This is a genomic window from Telluria sp. GW821-FHT07G12 (genome assembly GCF_059418525.1).
The window spans coordinates 311,151-325,737 of the sequence record NZ_JBWKQA010000003.1; the positions used below are offsets into that span (position 1 = coordinate 311,151).

16 protein-coding genes are annotated in these 14,587 nt (G+C 65.2%); 6 read left to right on the plus strand and 10 right to left on the minus strand.

Annotated features, from left to right (window positions below):
* From AC07PE_RS13950 to AC07PE_RS13970, 5 genes are all read right to left on the minus strand, one after another.
* On the minus strand, positions 1 to 1,101 hold the full coding sequence (locus AC07PE_RS13950) for an ABC transporter permease (protein ID WP_498765346.1): 1,101 nt from the start codon (positions 1,099 to 1,101) through the stop codon (positions 1 to 3).
* A 1-nt stretch (position 1,102) separates the two neighbouring features.
* Entirely contained in the window at positions 1,103 to 2,632 is a 1,530-nt protein-coding gene (locus tag AC07PE_RS13955) for an ABC transporter ATP-binding protein (RefSeq protein WP_498765348.1), read from the minus strand.
* Positions 2,633 to 2,736: 104 nt separating this feature from the next.
* Positions 2,737 to 3,735 carry a BMP family lipoprotein gene (locus tag AC07PE_RS13960; protein ID WP_498765350.1) on the minus strand — a complete coding sequence of 333 codons (999 nt, stop codon included), beginning with the start codon at positions 3,733 to 3,735 and terminating at the stop codon, positions 2,737 to 2,739.
* A 328-nt stretch (positions 3,736 to 4,063) separates the two neighbouring features.
* Entirely contained in the window at positions 4,064 to 5,116 is a 1,053-nt protein-coding gene (locus tag AC07PE_RS13965; RefSeq protein WP_498765352.1) for an alpha/beta hydrolase, read from the minus strand.
* Positions 5,117 to 5,259: 143 nt separating this feature from the next.
* Entirely contained in the window at positions 5,260 to 5,562 is a 303-nt protein-coding gene (locus AC07PE_RS13970) for a PAAR domain-containing protein (protein ID WP_498765354.1), read from the minus strand.
* Positions 5,563 to 5,656: 94 nt separating this feature from the next.
* Between AC07PE_RS13970 and AC07PE_RS13975 the strand changes: the two genes are divergently transcribed.
* Positions 5,657 to 5,959 carry a YciI-like protein gene (locus tag AC07PE_RS13975; protein ID WP_498765356.1) on the plus strand — a complete coding sequence of 101 codons (303 nt, stop codon included), beginning with the start codon at positions 5,657 to 5,659 and terminating at the stop codon, positions 5,957 to 5,959.
* Positions 5,960 to 5,961: 2 nt separating this feature from the next.
* On the opposite strand, the gene AC07PE_RS13980 is transcribed toward AC07PE_RS13975, so the two are convergent.
* Positions 5,962 to 7,110, minus strand: coding sequence for an NHL domain-containing protein (locus AC07PE_RS13980; RefSeq protein ID WP_498765358.1), 1,149 nt, complete (start codon positions 7,108 to 7,110; stop codon positions 5,962 to 5,964).
* Between the two features lie 214 nt (positions 7,111 to 7,324).
* On the opposite strand from AC07PE_RS13980, the gene AC07PE_RS13985 reads away from it, so the two are divergent.
* The 4 genes from AC07PE_RS13985 to AC07PE_RS14000 are packed head-to-tail and all read left to right on the plus strand — an operon-like array spanning position 7,325 to position 10,161.
* Positions 7,325 to 8,035, plus strand: coding sequence for a DUF969 domain-containing protein (locus tag AC07PE_RS13985; RefSeq protein ID WP_498765360.1), 711 nt, complete (start codon positions 7,325 to 7,327; stop codon positions 8,033 to 8,035).
* The gene (locus AC07PE_RS13990; protein WP_498765362.1) at positions 8,032 to 8,988 is read left to right on the plus strand and encodes a DUF979 domain-containing protein; all 957 of its coding nucleotides are present in this window, start codon (positions 8,032 to 8,034) and stop codon (positions 8,986 to 8,988) included. Before AC07PE_RS13985 ends, AC07PE_RS13990 begins: the two co-directional genes overlap by 4 nt.
* Before the next feature lie 4 nt (positions 8,989 to 8,992).
* Positions 8,993 to 9,649, plus strand: a complete 657-nt coding sequence (gene pcp / locus AC07PE_RS13995) for a pyroglutamyl-peptidase I (RefSeq protein WP_498765363.1) — start codon at positions 8,993 to 8,995, stop codon at positions 9,647 to 9,649.
* 8 nt (positions 9,650 to 9,657) lie between these two features.
* Positions 9,658 to 10,161: a hypothetical protein gene (locus AC07PE_RS14000; protein WP_498765364.1), complete on the plus strand. Its 504-nt coding sequence runs from the start codon at positions 9,658 to 9,660 to the stop codon at positions 10,159 to 10,161.
* Positions 10,162 to 10,172: 11 nt separating this feature from the next.
* Here AC07PE_RS14000 and AC07PE_RS14005 read toward each other — a convergent pair whose 3' ends face one another.
* From AC07PE_RS14005 to AC07PE_RS14020, 4 genes are read right to left on the minus strand one after another with little or no spacing between them, the layout of a single operon-like run.
* On the minus strand, positions 10,173 to 10,436 hold the full coding sequence (locus AC07PE_RS14005) for a hypothetical protein (protein WP_498765366.1): 264 nt from the start codon (positions 10,434 to 10,436) through the stop codon (positions 10,173 to 10,175).
* A gap of 41 nt (positions 10,437 to 10,477) precedes the next feature.
* On the minus strand, positions 10,478 to 11,380 hold the full coding sequence (locus AC07PE_RS14010) for a LysR family transcriptional regulator (protein WP_498765368.1): 903 nt from the start codon (positions 11,378 to 11,380) through the stop codon (positions 10,478 to 10,480).
* A 13-nt stretch (positions 11,381 to 11,393) separates the two neighbouring features.
* Positions 11,394 to 12,311, minus strand: a complete 918-nt coding sequence (locus AC07PE_RS14015) for a pseudouridine-5'-phosphate glycosidase (RefSeq protein ID WP_498765370.1) — start codon at positions 12,309 to 12,311, stop codon at positions 11,394 to 11,396.
* 2 nt (positions 12,312 to 12,313) lie between these two features.
* Positions 12,314 to 13,414: a carbohydrate kinase gene (locus AC07PE_RS14020; protein WP_498765372.1), complete on the minus strand. Its 1,101-nt coding sequence runs from the start codon at positions 13,412 to 13,414 to the stop codon at positions 12,314 to 12,316.
* Positions 13,415 to 13,725: 311 nt separating this feature from the next.
* Here AC07PE_RS14020 and xapA point away from each other — a divergent pair, with 311 nt between their 5' ends.
* Positions 13,726 to 14,562 carry a xanthosine phosphorylase gene (gene xapA / locus AC07PE_RS14025; RefSeq protein ID WP_498765374.1) on the plus strand — a complete coding sequence of 279 codons (837 nt, stop codon included), beginning with the start codon at positions 13,726 to 13,728 and terminating at the stop codon, positions 14,560 to 14,562.
* The last annotated feature ends 25 nt before the right edge of the window (positions 14,563 to 14,587 follow it).

Genomic DNA, 14,587 nt, shown 5'->3' on the forward strand with positions numbered 1-14,587 from the left:
TTATTTACCCTTGCGAAGATTGATCAGTTTCAGCAGCGCCGGACCGTACAGGTATTCCATGGCGCCGCAGAACAGGATGATCAGGCCCTGGATGAAGATGAAGGTCTCCTGCGGGATGTTCGGTTTTTCCAGCGAGAGGTCGAAACCGCCCTGGATCAGCGCGCCGAACAGCACCGACGACAGGAAGATGCCGACCGGGTGCTGGCGGCCCATCAGCGCGATCGCGATGCCGACGAAGCCGGCGCCGGCCGGGAAGTTCAGCGACAGGTAGTGGGTCGAGCCCATCACCGAGTTGACGGCGGCCAGGCCGGCCAGCGCGCCCGACACCAGCATGGTGACGACGATGGTGCGGCTGATCTTCACGCCGGCGTAGTGCGCGGCGTGCTGGTTCAAACCGGTGGCGCGCAGCTTGTAGCCCCAGGAGGAGCGCCACACTGCCACGCCGTAGATCACCAGGGCCACGATCGCGATCAGGAAGCTGATGTTGAGCGGGGTGTCGCCCAGCAGCGAAGTGCCGTCGGCCTTCATGAACCAGTTCTGCAGCTGCGGCATGGCGGCGGCTTCCGAGAAGGTGCGCGAGGCCGGGTTCTGCTGGCCTTCCGGGATCATGTAGCGCACGATCAGGAAGTTCATCAGGTTGGCGGCGATGAAGTTGAACATGATGGTCGTGACCACCACGTGGCTGCCGCGCTTGGCCTGCAGGTAGCCCGGCAGGAAGGCCCACAGGCCGCCGAACAGGGCCGCGCCCAGCATGCCGGCCGGGATCAGCACCCAGGCCGGCAGGCTGGCGTCGAAGGCCAGCATGACCAGCGTGATGCCAAGGCCGCCGATGTACATCTGGCCTTCGGCGCCGATATTGAAGAGGCCCGCCTGCATGGCGATCGACACCGCCAGGCCGGTGAAGATGAAGGTCGAGGCGTAGAACAGCGTGTAGGCCAGGCCTTCCGGATTGACGATCGCGCTGTTGATCAGGATCTGCATCGATTCCAGCGGGCTCTCGCCCAGCAGGTGGATCACCAGTGCCGCAACCAGCAGCGCCGACAGCAGGTTCAGAATGGGCAGGACGAAACCCGTGGCCCAGCGTGGGAGTTCAGTTTTCATGTCAGGACTTGTGCATCCCGCCCATCAGCAGGCCGATGCGGGTGGTGTCGAATTCGTCGATCGGGAGAATGCCGGTGATGCGGCCGCCGGACATCACGAGAATGCGGTCGGCCAGCGCGCGCACTTCTTCCAGTTCCACGGAGGAGAGCAGGATCGCCACGCCTTCGTCGCGCAGGCGCAGCAGCTGGGTGTGGATGCTCTCGATGGTGCCGATGTCGACGCCGCGGGTCGGCTGGCCGACCAGCATCATCTTCGGCTTGGCCGCGACTTCGCGCGCGATCACGACCTTCTGCTGGTTGCCGCCCGAGAGCAGGCCGATACGCAGGTCGGGATTGTTCGGGCGGACGTCGAAGGCCTGCATCAGTCCCGCGCAGCGCTGTGCGATCTTTTTAAAATCGAACAGGCCCCAGCGGTTCTTCACGTGGTCCTGGTAGCCGAACACGGTGTTGTGCATGACCGAGAAATCCTTGATCACGCCGTCGCGCAGGCGGTCTTCCGGTACGTGGCCGATGCCCAGCTCGCGGAAGGTGGCCGGCAGGCCGTCAGCGTTGCCGCGGCCGGCGTAGGACAGCTCTTTACCCAGGAATTCGACGCGGCCAGCGGTCGGCAGGCGCATGCCGGACAGGATCTCGAGCAGCTCGCTCTGGCCGTTGCCGGACACGCCGGCGATCGCCACCACTTCACCCGCGCGCAACGTGAAGTCGATGTCCGAGAGGAGGGCGACGCCGTTGGCGTCCTTCAGCTGGACCTTCGAGACTTTCAGGACTTCCGCGCCGGGCTTGTAGGGCGCGCGCGGCAGCTCGCTCTGGATCGGGCGGCCGACCATCATGTTGGCCAGCTGCTCCTTCGAGGTCTCCGCGGTTTTCACGGCGCCCACCACGCGGCCGGCGCGCATGACCGTCACCTCGTCGGTGATGTCCATGATCTCCTGCAGCTTGTGGGTGATCAGGATGATGGTCTTGCCCTGTTCCTTGAACAAGCGAAGGATCTCGAACAGGGATGCCGTTTCCTGGGCGGTCAGCACCGCGGTGGGCTCGTCCAGGATCAGGATGTTGGCGCTGCGGTAGATCTGCTTGAGGATCTCGACGCGCTGCTGGGCGCCCACGGACAGGTCGTGGATGGTGGCCAGCGGGTCGACGTCGAGGCGGTAGCGTTCGCAGATCTCGCGCAGCTTCGCTTCCACGGCGCCGCGCTTGGCAGCCAGCTTGAAACCGCCTTCGTTGCCCAGCATGACGTTGTCGAGCACGGTCATGTTCTCGACCAGCATGAAGTGCTGGTGCACCATGCCGATGCCGAGCGCGATGGCTTCGTGGCTGGTGCGGATATCCTGTGCCTGGCCATCGATCAGGACCTGGCCGCTGTCGGCGTTGTAATAGCCGTACAGGATGCTCATGAGGGTCGACTTGCCGGCGCCATTTTCACCGATCACGCCATGGATCGAGCCCTTGGCAATCGAGAAGCTGACGTCTGCATTCGCCTGCACCGCCCCGAAGGCTTTGCTAATGTTGCGAAATTCTACGGCTGGCTGCATAGCGATCTGTAGTCAGAGTAAATAAAGACGGGGTGCATTATTCAAAAACGCGCCGCGCCGGTTGATGCCGGCGCGGCGCGCTTTGTTTAAATCAGAAAAATTTCTTACTGCGGGCAGGAACCGGCGGTGCGGTAGTCCACGACCTTGATCTTGCCGCTGATGATGTCGGCCTTGGCCTGGTTCACGCGCTTTTCCATTGCAGCAGGAACGACGGCACGGTTGTTCTTGTCCAGTGCCCAGTCGACGCCGCCTTCCTTCAGGCCCTTGTAGGTCACGCCGGAAGCGAACTGGCCGGCCTTGGCCTGCATCAGCGCGTCATAGGTGGCGTTGCCGACGTTCTTGACCATCGAGGTCAGCACGGAACCCGGCTGGATGTCGTTCTGGTTGGAGTCGACGCCGATCGCCAGCTTGCCCTTGGTCTTGGCCATCTGCAGCACGCCCAGGCCCGAACCGCCGGCCACGGCAAACACCACGTCGGCGCCGCGGTCGAACTGCGCACGCGCCAGCTCGCCGCCCTTGGCTGGATCGTTCCAGGCCGCGGCGGTGGTGCCGACCATGTTCTGCTGCACGTCGATCTTCGAATTGACGGCCTTGGCGCCCTGCGCATAGCCGCATTCGAAGGCGCGGATCAGCGGGATGTCCATGCCGCCGACGAAGCCGATCTTGCCCGACTTGGCAGCCATCGCGGCGGCCATGCCGACCAGGTAGGAGCCTTCCTGTTCCTTGAACAGGATCGAGTTGACGTTCTTGCCGGTGGCGTTACCGTCGATGATCACGAAGTGCACGGCCGGGAACTCGGCGGCGATCTTCTGCACGGCCTGGGTCTGCGAGAAACCGATCGACACGATCAGGTCGAGCTTCTTGCGGGCGAGGCCGCGCAGCACCTGCTCGGCCTGGGTATCGCTGCTGGCCTGGGCTTCGAAGACGTTGATGCCGTTTTCTTTCTTGAAGCGCTCAATGCCTTCGGCTGCCGACTGGTTGAACGACTTGTCGAACTTGCCGCCGGCGTCGTAGACGATGCCCAGCTTCGGCGCGCCCGCGGCGGCCGCACTGCCGGCGACGCACAGCGCCGCGATCGTCATACTGAGTTGCTTGAATTTCATGTAAATCGCTCCTGGAATCCTGATATTGTACCCGGCGCAACGGCTGCGATGGGAGGCGGCAAAGCAAGGACCAGCCATCCGCGGCGCACTGCCAGCGGATTTTGTCAAATCTCGTTCTATCTAGTGGTTACGATTTGTATCGCGGTCGAGGCCGGGCGCATGGCGCAGTCCGGAGACCTTCAGCTTTGCGAACTATGCATCAGCCCGTTTATTCGTGGCAAATACGATTTTACTTCGCAATTTATTTAGTTGAAATATAAATAGTGCTACTTTTCAGGTGTTTCTTACAGAAAACCACACGTGTTGGCGTGTGCGTAATGACAACACCTTACTTTCCGGTGAGCGGAAGGGACAGGCCCGGCACATTGATTGGCTCGGACGGATTGACGACCGCCGCCAGCGTGGGCGCGGGAATTGCCGCGCCGGGCGGCGGCATGAGGACAGGCGCCGCGTCGATCGCGGCGGCAGCGATGGCCGGGGCGGGAATGATGCCGGCGGAAGCGGCAATGGCCTGGACCTGCACCTGCACGGGGATGGGTTCGCCGAGCGGCTTGTCGAACTGGGAGCTCAGGAAAGTCGCGATACGGCTCTGGGTGCCTTCCAGGTAAGGGATGTTCATGTGGTCCGACTCGGGCACGATGTCGTCGCCGCACAACTGGGCCAGCTTGGCCACCAGCTGGTCGGTATGCGAATGCGGCACCACGTCGTCGCTGGCGGCGCGCAGCACATAGGTCGGCGCCTTCAAGGCCGGCGCATACTTGATCGACTCGAAGCGGTGGCGCAGCATGTACTCGATCGGCATCACGCGGAACTTGCGCTTGGCAATCGCCAGGATCGAATCGTAGGGCGTGATCAGGACCACCGAATGCGCCGGGCGCTCCTTCGCGACTTGCACCGCCACCCCGGAACCCAGGCTGCGGCCGACCACGGCGATGCGGCGCGCATCCACGTGATGGCGCGCGGCCATCCAGTCGAACAGCATGCAGCCATCCTCGACCATCTGGATCTCGGCCGGCACGCCATGCGATTCGCCATAGCCGCGGTAATTCACGGCCAGCACGGCCATATTCGGAAAGAGTTTGCCGGCATCGCGCACCACCCAGGAGACTTCCTCGGAGCGGCCGCCGAAGTAGACGACGGCCGGGTGCGGACCCGGAATCTTGGGCGTCATCAGCCAGCCGCACAGACGGGTGCCGTCGGCGGCGCGCAAGACCACGGGACGGGTGCGGTGGCCGCTGCTGCGCGGGCTTTTGACTTCCCGCTCGACGGTCGGATTGAACACCAGGCGGCGCTGGTTGGCCGCGACCGCAGCCGTGAGGCCTAGCCACAGCATGCTGGCAAAGCCAGCCATTCCCGCCGCTACTTTTTTCCGAGTGTCCATGCTACCAGTCTACCTCTGCCATCCTTGAACAGTCTGTGCGCTGAGGTACAAAACCCTGATGGCTTGAGAATTACCTGCACAACGTTGCCATAACACAACACGGTATAACTATACTATGCATGGCGCAAAGCTGCAGGAGGCGCTCAGAAAGCGGCCGCGTCGTCCACCATCTGGTAGCGCAGGCCCTGGCTGGGGAGCAGTTTGGGCGGCGTGGCGCAGCTGCAGACGCACTCGTCGTTTTCCAGCGCGACCAGCCTGCCGTCGAAGCGCTCCGGCGTGCGCGGCCCCGTGCAGCGGATGGTGCCGGTGGCGCCGCAGGTATGGCAGCTGACTTCATCGCCTTCGAGGGCGACGCGGGCGCCGTCGATCGACATGGCGCTCGAGGCCGAGCTGACGACGCCGTCCGCGGTCGTGCGGGCGCCCAGGGTAATGAGATGGCGTTTCATGGGGCCATGGTGCCATCCCCACCGGGACCTGCATTGCTCCTGATCGGTTAAGATGGACTGTCATATGATTCCTTCCCTACCTACTGGAGACTACGTGCACTACTTGCTGATGTATGAACTGGCGCCCGATTACCTGGCGCGCCGCGGCGAATTCCGCAACGAACACCTGAAACTGGCCTGGGAAGCCGAGCAGCGCGGCGAGATCGTGATCGCCGGCGCCCTGGCCGACCCGGCCGACTACGCCGTCCTGCTGTTCACCGGCGACTCGCCGGAAGTGGCCGAGCGCTTCGCCAAGGCCGATCCTTACGTGACCGAAGGCCTGGTGCAGTCCTGGATCGTGCGTCCGTGGACCACCGTGGTGGGCAAGGACGCTGCTACCCCAGTGCGTCCGGACTAATCCTACTTCGCCGGCAGCAGCTTCACGACGAGGTTATGGGTCGTGAGCGCGAAGGAGCCGTCCGGCGCGCGCGCCACCCCGGCCGGCCGGTCCAGGCCGCCGGGCAGGGCGCCCAGGGCGATGCCCTGATGGCCGGCCACACCCGCCACCGTGCTGGTCACGTCGTCGAGGTTGATCCTGCGGATGGTGGCGTTGCCGGTGTCCGCGATATACAGGTCATTGCCCTCCACGGCGATGCCGCTGGGCGCACACAGCCGCGACACGCTCGTGCTGCCGTCCACCGCTCCGCACTGGCCCGCCTGGCCGGCCAGCGTCGATACCTCGCCATTCGGCTTGATCATCCGAACCGTCGAGTTGCCGGTATCGACCACGTACACGTTATCCCACTCGTCCACGCCGACGTCCTGCGGATTGCAGAAGCGCGCCGTGCCGCCGCGTCCGTCTGCGCTGCCGCACACGCCCGGCGAGCCGGCCACCGTCGTCACGTTGCCGACGCTGTCGATGCGGCGCACCGTGTGGTTGCCGGTGTCGGCGATCCACAGGTTGCCGCGGCGGTCCAGGGTGATGCCCTTCGGATTGCAGAACTGGGCGCCGGTCGCGCGTCCGTCCGCGCTGCCGCAGGTGCCGTTGCCGGCCACCGTGCCCACCGATCCTCCCGCCGTGATCCGCCGCACCACCGAGTTGCCAGTATCGGTCAGGTAGACATTGCCCTGCGCATCCGTCGTGAGCCGGGAAGGCTGGTTGAAGCGCGCCGCAGCGCCGTCGCCGTCCGCATAGCCGACCGCGTTGCGGGCGCCGGCCAGGGTCGTGACGGCGCCCTGCGGCGTGACTTTGCGGACGGTCGCACTGGCCGGCTCCGCCACGTACAGGTTGCCGGCAGTGTCCGCGACGATGCCTTCCGGCGCATTGAAGCGCGCCGCCGAGCCAGTGCCGTCCGCGGAGCCGCTGCAGACGCCGCACACGTCCCCGGCGATGGGGAAGAGGCCGGTGGCGCCCTGCGGCCGGTCGGGCCAGCTGGGCCAGTCAGGATGGTTGGGCCAGGGATGATCGTCGGGGTGCCAGACGACGCCGATGCCGATGCCGACGTCGCCGCCGCAACTGGCGAGCCCGAGCGCGGCCAGCAGGGCCGCGCAGCGCAATAGCGAATTCATGACATCTCTCCTCTTGATGACCCACCGAGCATAGCGAGCACGCGTCGATCCGGCATGCGCGCACGCAAAGAAAAAAGGCGGATTCGTGCAGGGTCCGGCTTTCCGGCTCAAAAGCGACGGCGGCGCGGATTTCGGTCGTGGATCTCATCCATTCGCTATACGTGACCTATGCTGAGGTAATATCTTCGCGCTAACAAAACTCAGCTGGAGACACATGCACACTGCTGTCAACCTGTGGCCGCTGCTCGGCATCGCCGTCGTCGTTGCCGGATTCCTGCTGCGCGCGAATCCGGTGCTGGTCGTGATCGCCGCCTGCGGCGTCACCGGCATCGCCGGCGGCCTGCCCTTGATGCACCTGCTGGAGTCGCTCGGCACGGCCTTCGTCAAGACGCGCAACCTGCCGCTGATCCTGCTGCTGCCGCTGGCGGCGATCGGCCTGCTTGAGCGCGCCGGCCTGAAGGAGCATGCGCAGGCCAGCATCGCGAAGATCCGCTCCGCCACCACCGGGCGCCTGCTGACCGTGTACCTGCTGGCGCGCGAGCTGGCCGCCGCCTTCGGCCTGACCAGCCTGGGCGGCCATCCGAACATGGTGCGGCCGCTGGTGGCGCCGATGGCCGAGGCCGCCGCCGAAGCGCGCTACCACGAGAACAATCGCACGCTGGACGAAGCCATGCGCCAGCGCATCCGCGCCATGAGCGCCGCCACCGACAACGTCGGTTTGTTTTTCGGCGAGGACGTGTTCGTGGCCTTCGGCGCCATCGTGCTGATGCAGACCATCCTGCGCGCCGAAGGGCTGGAAATCGATCCGCTGCACATGGCGCTGTGGGGCATTCCGACGGCGGTGACGGCCTTCATCATCCACGCCTGGAATTTGCGCCGGCTCGATGCCCGCATCCTGCGCGCCGCCGCGGGAGCGCCGAAGTGATTTTCTCCTTAGACGATTTCTATGTCCTGATCGGCCTGCTGTTCGCGGCCACGGCCATCATGAACCTGCGCGACCGGACCAACCCGCGCCGCTTCACGACGGCGATGTTCTGGGGCTTGTACGCGCTGCTGTACCTGGCCGGCGGACGCCTGCCCCCCGCGGTTACCGGCCTGCTGATGATCGCGATGGCGCTGGTGGCCGGCTGCGGCCTGGTCAAGGGCGGCAAGGCGCAGCTGGCGCCGGAAGAGGCGCGCCGCGCCAGCGCATCGCGCCTGGGCCACAAGCTGCTGGTGCCGGCGCTGGCGATTCCGGTGGTGACGATGATCGGCTCGACGCTGCTGAAAGACGTGCGCATCGACGCCACGCCCTTGCTGGACCCGAAGAACCTGACCCTGGTGAGCATGGGCTGCGCGTCCGTGATCGCGCTGGCGCTGGCCTGCTGGTTCACGCGCGCCACGCCGCTGCAGGGCGTGCGCGAGGCGCGCCGCCTGATCGACGCGATGAGCTGGGCCGTGGTGCTGCCGCACATGCTGGCCGTGCTCGGGCTGCTGTTCTCCGAAGCGGGCGTCGGCAAGGCGGTGGCCCACATCACCACCTCCTACATCGCGATGGATTCGCGCCTGGTCGCCTGCGCCGCCTTCTGCATCGGCATGGCCCTGTTCACGGTCGTGATGGGCAACGGCTTCGCCGCCTTTCCCGTGATCGCGGGCGGCATCGGGATTCCGGTGCTGGTCGGGGTGTATCATGCGAATCCGGCCGTGATGGCGGCAATCGGCATGTTCAGCGCCTACTGCGGCACCCTGATGACGCCGATGGCCGCCAACTTCAACATCGTGCCGGCGGCCCTGCTGGAGCTGCCGGACAAGAACGCCGTAATCAAGGCCCAGCTGCCGACCGCGCTGCCGCTGCTGCTGGCGAATATCGTCCTGTTGTACTTCCTGATGTATCGATAAACCTATGAAAACCGTTCTGCTCACCGGATTCGAACCCTTTGGCGGCGCCGACATCAACCCCTCGTGGGAAGCCGTGCGCCTTCTCGACGGCTGGTCAGGCGATGGGAAAGGCGCAGCCTTCCGGGTCGAGGTGCGCCTGCTGCCCTGCGTATTCGGCCGCGCCGCCGAGGCGCTGCTCGGCTTCGTCGACGAGCTCCGTCCCGACATTGCAATCGCCGTCGGCCTGGCCGGCGGGCGTCCCGAGATTTCGATCGAACGCATCGCCATCAACGTCGACGACGCCCGTTTCCTCGACAACGCCGGCCAGCAGCCGATCGACGTGCCCATCGTCGCAGACGGCCCGGCTGCCTACTTCACGACCCTGCCGATCAAGGCCATGGTGGCGGCGATCCGCGAGCAGGGCATCAAGGCGGGGGTGTCGCAGACTGCCGGGACTTTCGTGTGCAATCACGTGTTCTATGCGCTGATGCACCATCTGCGCGGTTTGCCGGTCAAAGCAGGATTTATTCATGTGCCTTTCCTGCCGGAGCAGGCTGCGGCTTATGCGGAGCCGACGCCGTCGATGACGCTGGAGGAGATCGTGGCGGGCTTGCGCGTGGCGGTGGAGGTGGCGGTGGGAGTGGAGACCGATGTGGTGCTGGCGGGTGGGGCGACGCATTGAAGTCGGCCATGGCCGGCAGGCTTCTGCTTGTTCTTTGTTCGGTAGCGGGAGCGGGCGCCTCCGCCGGCGAAAACCTCTGCCTTGCGGGTGAGCAGGTCATCTTTGCCTGTGCGACCGGCCGGGCTTCGAAGATCGTGTCGATGTGTGCTTCGCCGGATCTCGCTGCCGGCAAGGGAAGCCTGTACTACCGCTTCGGTACGCGACAAAAAATCGAACTGGCCTACCCCGACAAGGCCAATGGGAACCCCGAACATTTTCGGTATGCCCACTATTCACGGTTTCAGACCGAGCGTTCCGAGGTGACGTTCTCGATCGGGAAATATGCCTATATGGTGTTCGATTATTACGACGGCGGTGAAAAGCCCGAGTATCACCGGGGTGTGCAGGTGACGCCCGGCAGCCAGGGCCGTGAATCGGTCTTCGCGTGCAAAGGGCAGGTCACGTCGAACCTTCATCGATTGGAAGGGACGATTCCTTGCGATGAACGCAGCGCGCTGGCGCGATGTGACTAGCCTTCGGACGGTCAGGCGGCCAGGCCTTTTTGCAGAACCTCGGCCACCAGCTCGTTCATCTCGACGCCACGTTCCTTCGCCAGCTCCTGCAGCTGCTTGACCAGGTCGCCGTTGAGCTTGACCGCGAAGGGCACCAGTCCAAGGGCCCGCTCGCGCTCGCGCTGTTCGCGGCGGTCGACCGGCGCTGCCGTGGCGGTACCGAAGGAGGCTGCGCGCGGGCCTGCCTGGTTCATCAGTTTCTTGGCGTCGTACTTGGCCAGGTCGGTCTTTTTCATCGTGCTGCTCCCTCAGGTTTTCAAGCACGCATTCTAACTGTTCATTCCCCTTCGGGATTCACGATCTTCAAAAACGCCCGCACCACCGGCGCATCGTCCTGGATCGGATAGGTGATATACAGATTGGCCGACGGCGGATTCCGCTTGATCGACAAGAAGCGCACCCCCGGCCAGCCGATGCGTCCGGTCGTCTCCGGCATCAGCGCCACGCCCAGTCCGGCGCCCACCATCGCCAGCAGGGTCTGCGGCTCGGCCGCCTCCTGGAAGATGGTCGGCTGGAAGCCGGCGTTCACGCAGCACTGGATCAGGTAGCGCGGCTCGGCCGACTGGTCGAGGTGCAGGGTCAGCAGCGGCTCGCCGGCGATGTCCGTCAGGTCGATATGGTCCTTGCCCGCCAGCGGGTGCTGGGCATTCACCGCCACGCAGTAGTTCTCCTGGAAGCACAGGTCCTGGCGCAGGTTGGCGTGCTTCAGGTCGTCCTCTTCGCGCTTCGGCTCGCGCCAGAAGCCGACGTCGATCTGCTTGCCGCGCAGCGCGTCCCACTGCTCGTCGGGGCCGAGTTCGTGGATGGTCCAGGTCACGCGCGGGAACTGGCTCTGGAACTGCTCGAGCAGGCCGGGGATCGGTCCCCACATCGCCGAGCCGACGATGCCCACGCGCAGGCGCCCGACCTCGCCGCGGTCGATCTGGCGGATGGTGTCGACCGCAATCCGCATCCGCCCCAGCAGATCCGAGGCTTCCTGCATCAGGGCCTTGCCGGCCACGGTCAGCTCGAAACTGCGTGTGGTGCGCGCGAACAGGCGCACGCCCAATTCGCTTTCCAGCTTCATGATCTGCTGCGAGAGCGGCGGCTGCGAAATGTGCAGGCGCTCGGCGGCGCGGCTGAAGCTCTTTTCTTCGGCCACCGCGAGGAAGTATTTCAGCTGCTTCAGGTCGATCGACATGTCGGTCCGTGAGTTAGTGAGCCACGTGGGCCAGCGCCACGGCCAGCTGCGCGCCGACCAGGGCGTTGTTCTTGACCAGGGCGATGTTGGTGACGAGGCTGCGGCCGCCGGTCAGCTCCTTGATGCGCGCCAGCAGGAAGGGCGTCACCAGCTTGCCCTTCACGCCTTGCTGGTCCGCTTCGCGCAGCGCCTGGGCGATGATGGCGTCGATCTCCTCGCTCTGCATCGCGGAGGCTTCCGGCACCGGGTTGCTGACCACCACGCCGCCTTCCAGGCCGAGCTGCCACTTGGTGCGGATGAAGCGCGCCTGTTCTTCCGGCGTGTCGAGCTGGAAGTCGGCCTTGAAGCCGCTGTCGCGCGTGAAGAAAGCGGGGAAGGCCGCCTGGCCGACGCTCACCACCGGCACGCCATGGGTCTCGAGGTATTCGAGGGTCAGGCCGATGTCGAGGATGGACTTCACGCCCGCGCAGACGACGGCCACGCCGGTCTGCGCCAGTTCCTGCAGGTCGGCCGAGATGTCGAAGCTGGTTTCGGCGCCGCGGTGCACGCCGCCGATGCCGCCGGTGACGAAGACTTCGATGCCGGCCAGCTTCGCGCAGATCATGGTCGCGGCCACCGTGGTGGCGCCGAGCTTCTTCTGCGAGAGTACGTAGGCCAGGTCGCGGCGGCTGACCTTGATCGCGTCCTTCGATTGGCCCAGCAGCTCAAGCTGCTCGTCGGCCAGGCCGATGCAGATGCGGCCGTCGATGATGGCGATGGTGGCCGGCACCGCGCCGGCGTCGCGGATCACCTGCTCGACTTCGCGCGCGGTCTGCACGTTCTGCGGATAGGGCATGCCGTGCGAGATGATGGTCGATTCGAGGGCGACGATGGGCTTGCCGGCGGCGCGGGCGGCTTGTACTTCAGGGGAAAACTGGAGGAAGGATTGCATGTTCAGTCCTGGGTGTTCGTGTTCATGAGAGTCTCCGGGCCGAGCCGCGGATGCACCGTCTCGGCCACGCCGAGCGTGAGCGCCGACAGTTTCAGGCCGCGGCGGCAGGCCAGTTCGAGGTCGTCGCCGTCCTGGATAAGCGACCAGCACACGGCGGCCGCGAAGGCATCGCCGGCGCCGGTGACGTCGACCACCTGGGCGCCGTGCGCATATAAGCGGACGATGTCGCCGCCGCGGGTGTACATCACGCCCTCGGCGCCGCGCGTGACGACCAGGTCGCGCGCGCCCTGGGCCCGCACTTCGGCCACCGCGGCATCGAAGTCCGTTTCGCTGGCGAGCTCGCGCCCGACCCGCGCCGCGAGCTCGCCGCGGTTCAGGATCAGGAGGCGCACGCCGGACAAATCCTGCGGCAGGCGCGCCATCTTCGGCTCGGATACCGCCACCAGCACCAGCGGCACCTCGGCAAGGCGGGCCTGGGCGATCACGGCGTCCACGGTGTCCAGCGGCAGATTCAGGTCGGCCACCACCAGCGCGCTGGTTGCGATCCGGGTCTGGCAAGCGTCGACGAAGGCGGGGTCGAGGCGGTCGTACAAGGCCATGTCGGCCAGCGCCACCACCATCTCGCCGTCCTGGTCCAGCACCGCCGTGTAGGTGCCGCTGGCCGCGCCCTCGATCTGCAGGGTGCCGCCGGTATCGATGCCGAGACCCTGTGCATGCGCGAGCAGGGCGGCGCCCGAGCTGTCCTTGCCTGTTGCAGTGAGTAAAGCAACCGGCGTGCCAAGGCGCGCGAGGTTCTCGGCGATGTTGCGGGCGACGCCGCCGAAGGATTCGCTCTGGCTGGCGGGGTTCGATGTGTGCAGGGCGATGCCGGCCAGCGAGCGCAGTTTGCGGTCGAGGTTGGCCGCGCCGATGCAGGTGACGGGACGGCGGTCCGGCAGCACATAGGCGCGTCCGAGCAGCTTGCGCTCGCGGATCAGGCCGGCGATATGGCCGGCGACTGCCGAACGAGACAGGCCCAGGCTGGCGGCCAGGTCCTGCTGCGAAATGAAGGGATTCGCGCGGATCAGCTCGTACAGCTGTTGTTTTTTTGAGTGCTCGGTCACGGTAGAAAAGGCGATAAACAATTGTTTTTGATGTTAAACATTTGTTTGGTTGGCGTCAATGCATACGCTTTCGCTCTTAGTTGTGGCTGGCAATACCATGTATGCGCCAGCGAATATGTAGGATAGCTTATTTATACCTTCTTCATATAAATCGAGCAGAAATTTGGTATTTGCCATACCAATCCACGATAATGCATAGTTCGATTAATTTGGTGCACCTGGCTCCCGCTTTCCGTGCAACCCGCAGTAAAAGCCTCCCCGGTCCGCCAGCAAAACACCCCAAATCCAGCGTATTCACAAGGAAGCCATCCATGCTCAGCAACACCCCATTCGAAGCCGCCGACGTCATCCGCGCCCGCAAGCCCGGATTCACGCCGCGTGTGGCGCTCATCCTCGGCTCCGGCCTCGGCGTGCTGGCCGAGCAGATGACGGATGCTGTCGCGATCAGCTATGCCGACCTGCCTGGCTTCCCGATCAGCACCGTGCACGGCCACGCCGGCGAACTGGTGCTGGGCACCCTGGCCGGCGTACCGGTCGCCTGCATGAAGGGCCGCGGCCACTTCTATGAAGGCTACGGCGCCAGCGTGATGACATCCGCTGTCCGTACCCTGAAACTGATCGGCTGCGAGCTGCTGTTCGTGACCAACGCCGCCGGTTCGCTGCGTCCTGAAGTCGACGCCGGCAGCATCGTGGTGCTGACCGATCACATCAACCTGCTGCCGGGCAGCCCGATGGCCGGCCCGAACGACGACCGCTTCGGCCCGCGCTTCTTCAGCATGGCCAATGCCTACGATGCCGAAACCCGCGAACTGGTGAAGAGCGTGGCGGCGGAGAAGGGCATCACCCTGCACGAAGGCGTCTACCTGTCGACCCCGGGCCCGCACTTCGAGACGGCCGCCGAGATCCGCGCCTTCCGCACCATGGGCGCCGACATGGTCGGCATGTCGGTGGTCCCGGAAGTGATCGCCGCCCGCCACTGCGGCCTGAAGGTTGCCGGCATGTCCGCCATCACCAACCTGGCCGAAGGCCTGACCCCGTTCCCGCTGTCGCACGAGCAGACCCTGAAGTACGCTGCGATCGCGGCCAAGGACCTGGTCGCGCTGATGCACGCATTCATCGAACGCCTGGGCGCAACCACCACTGCTTGATTACGATTCGGGGTCAGAGCCCGAA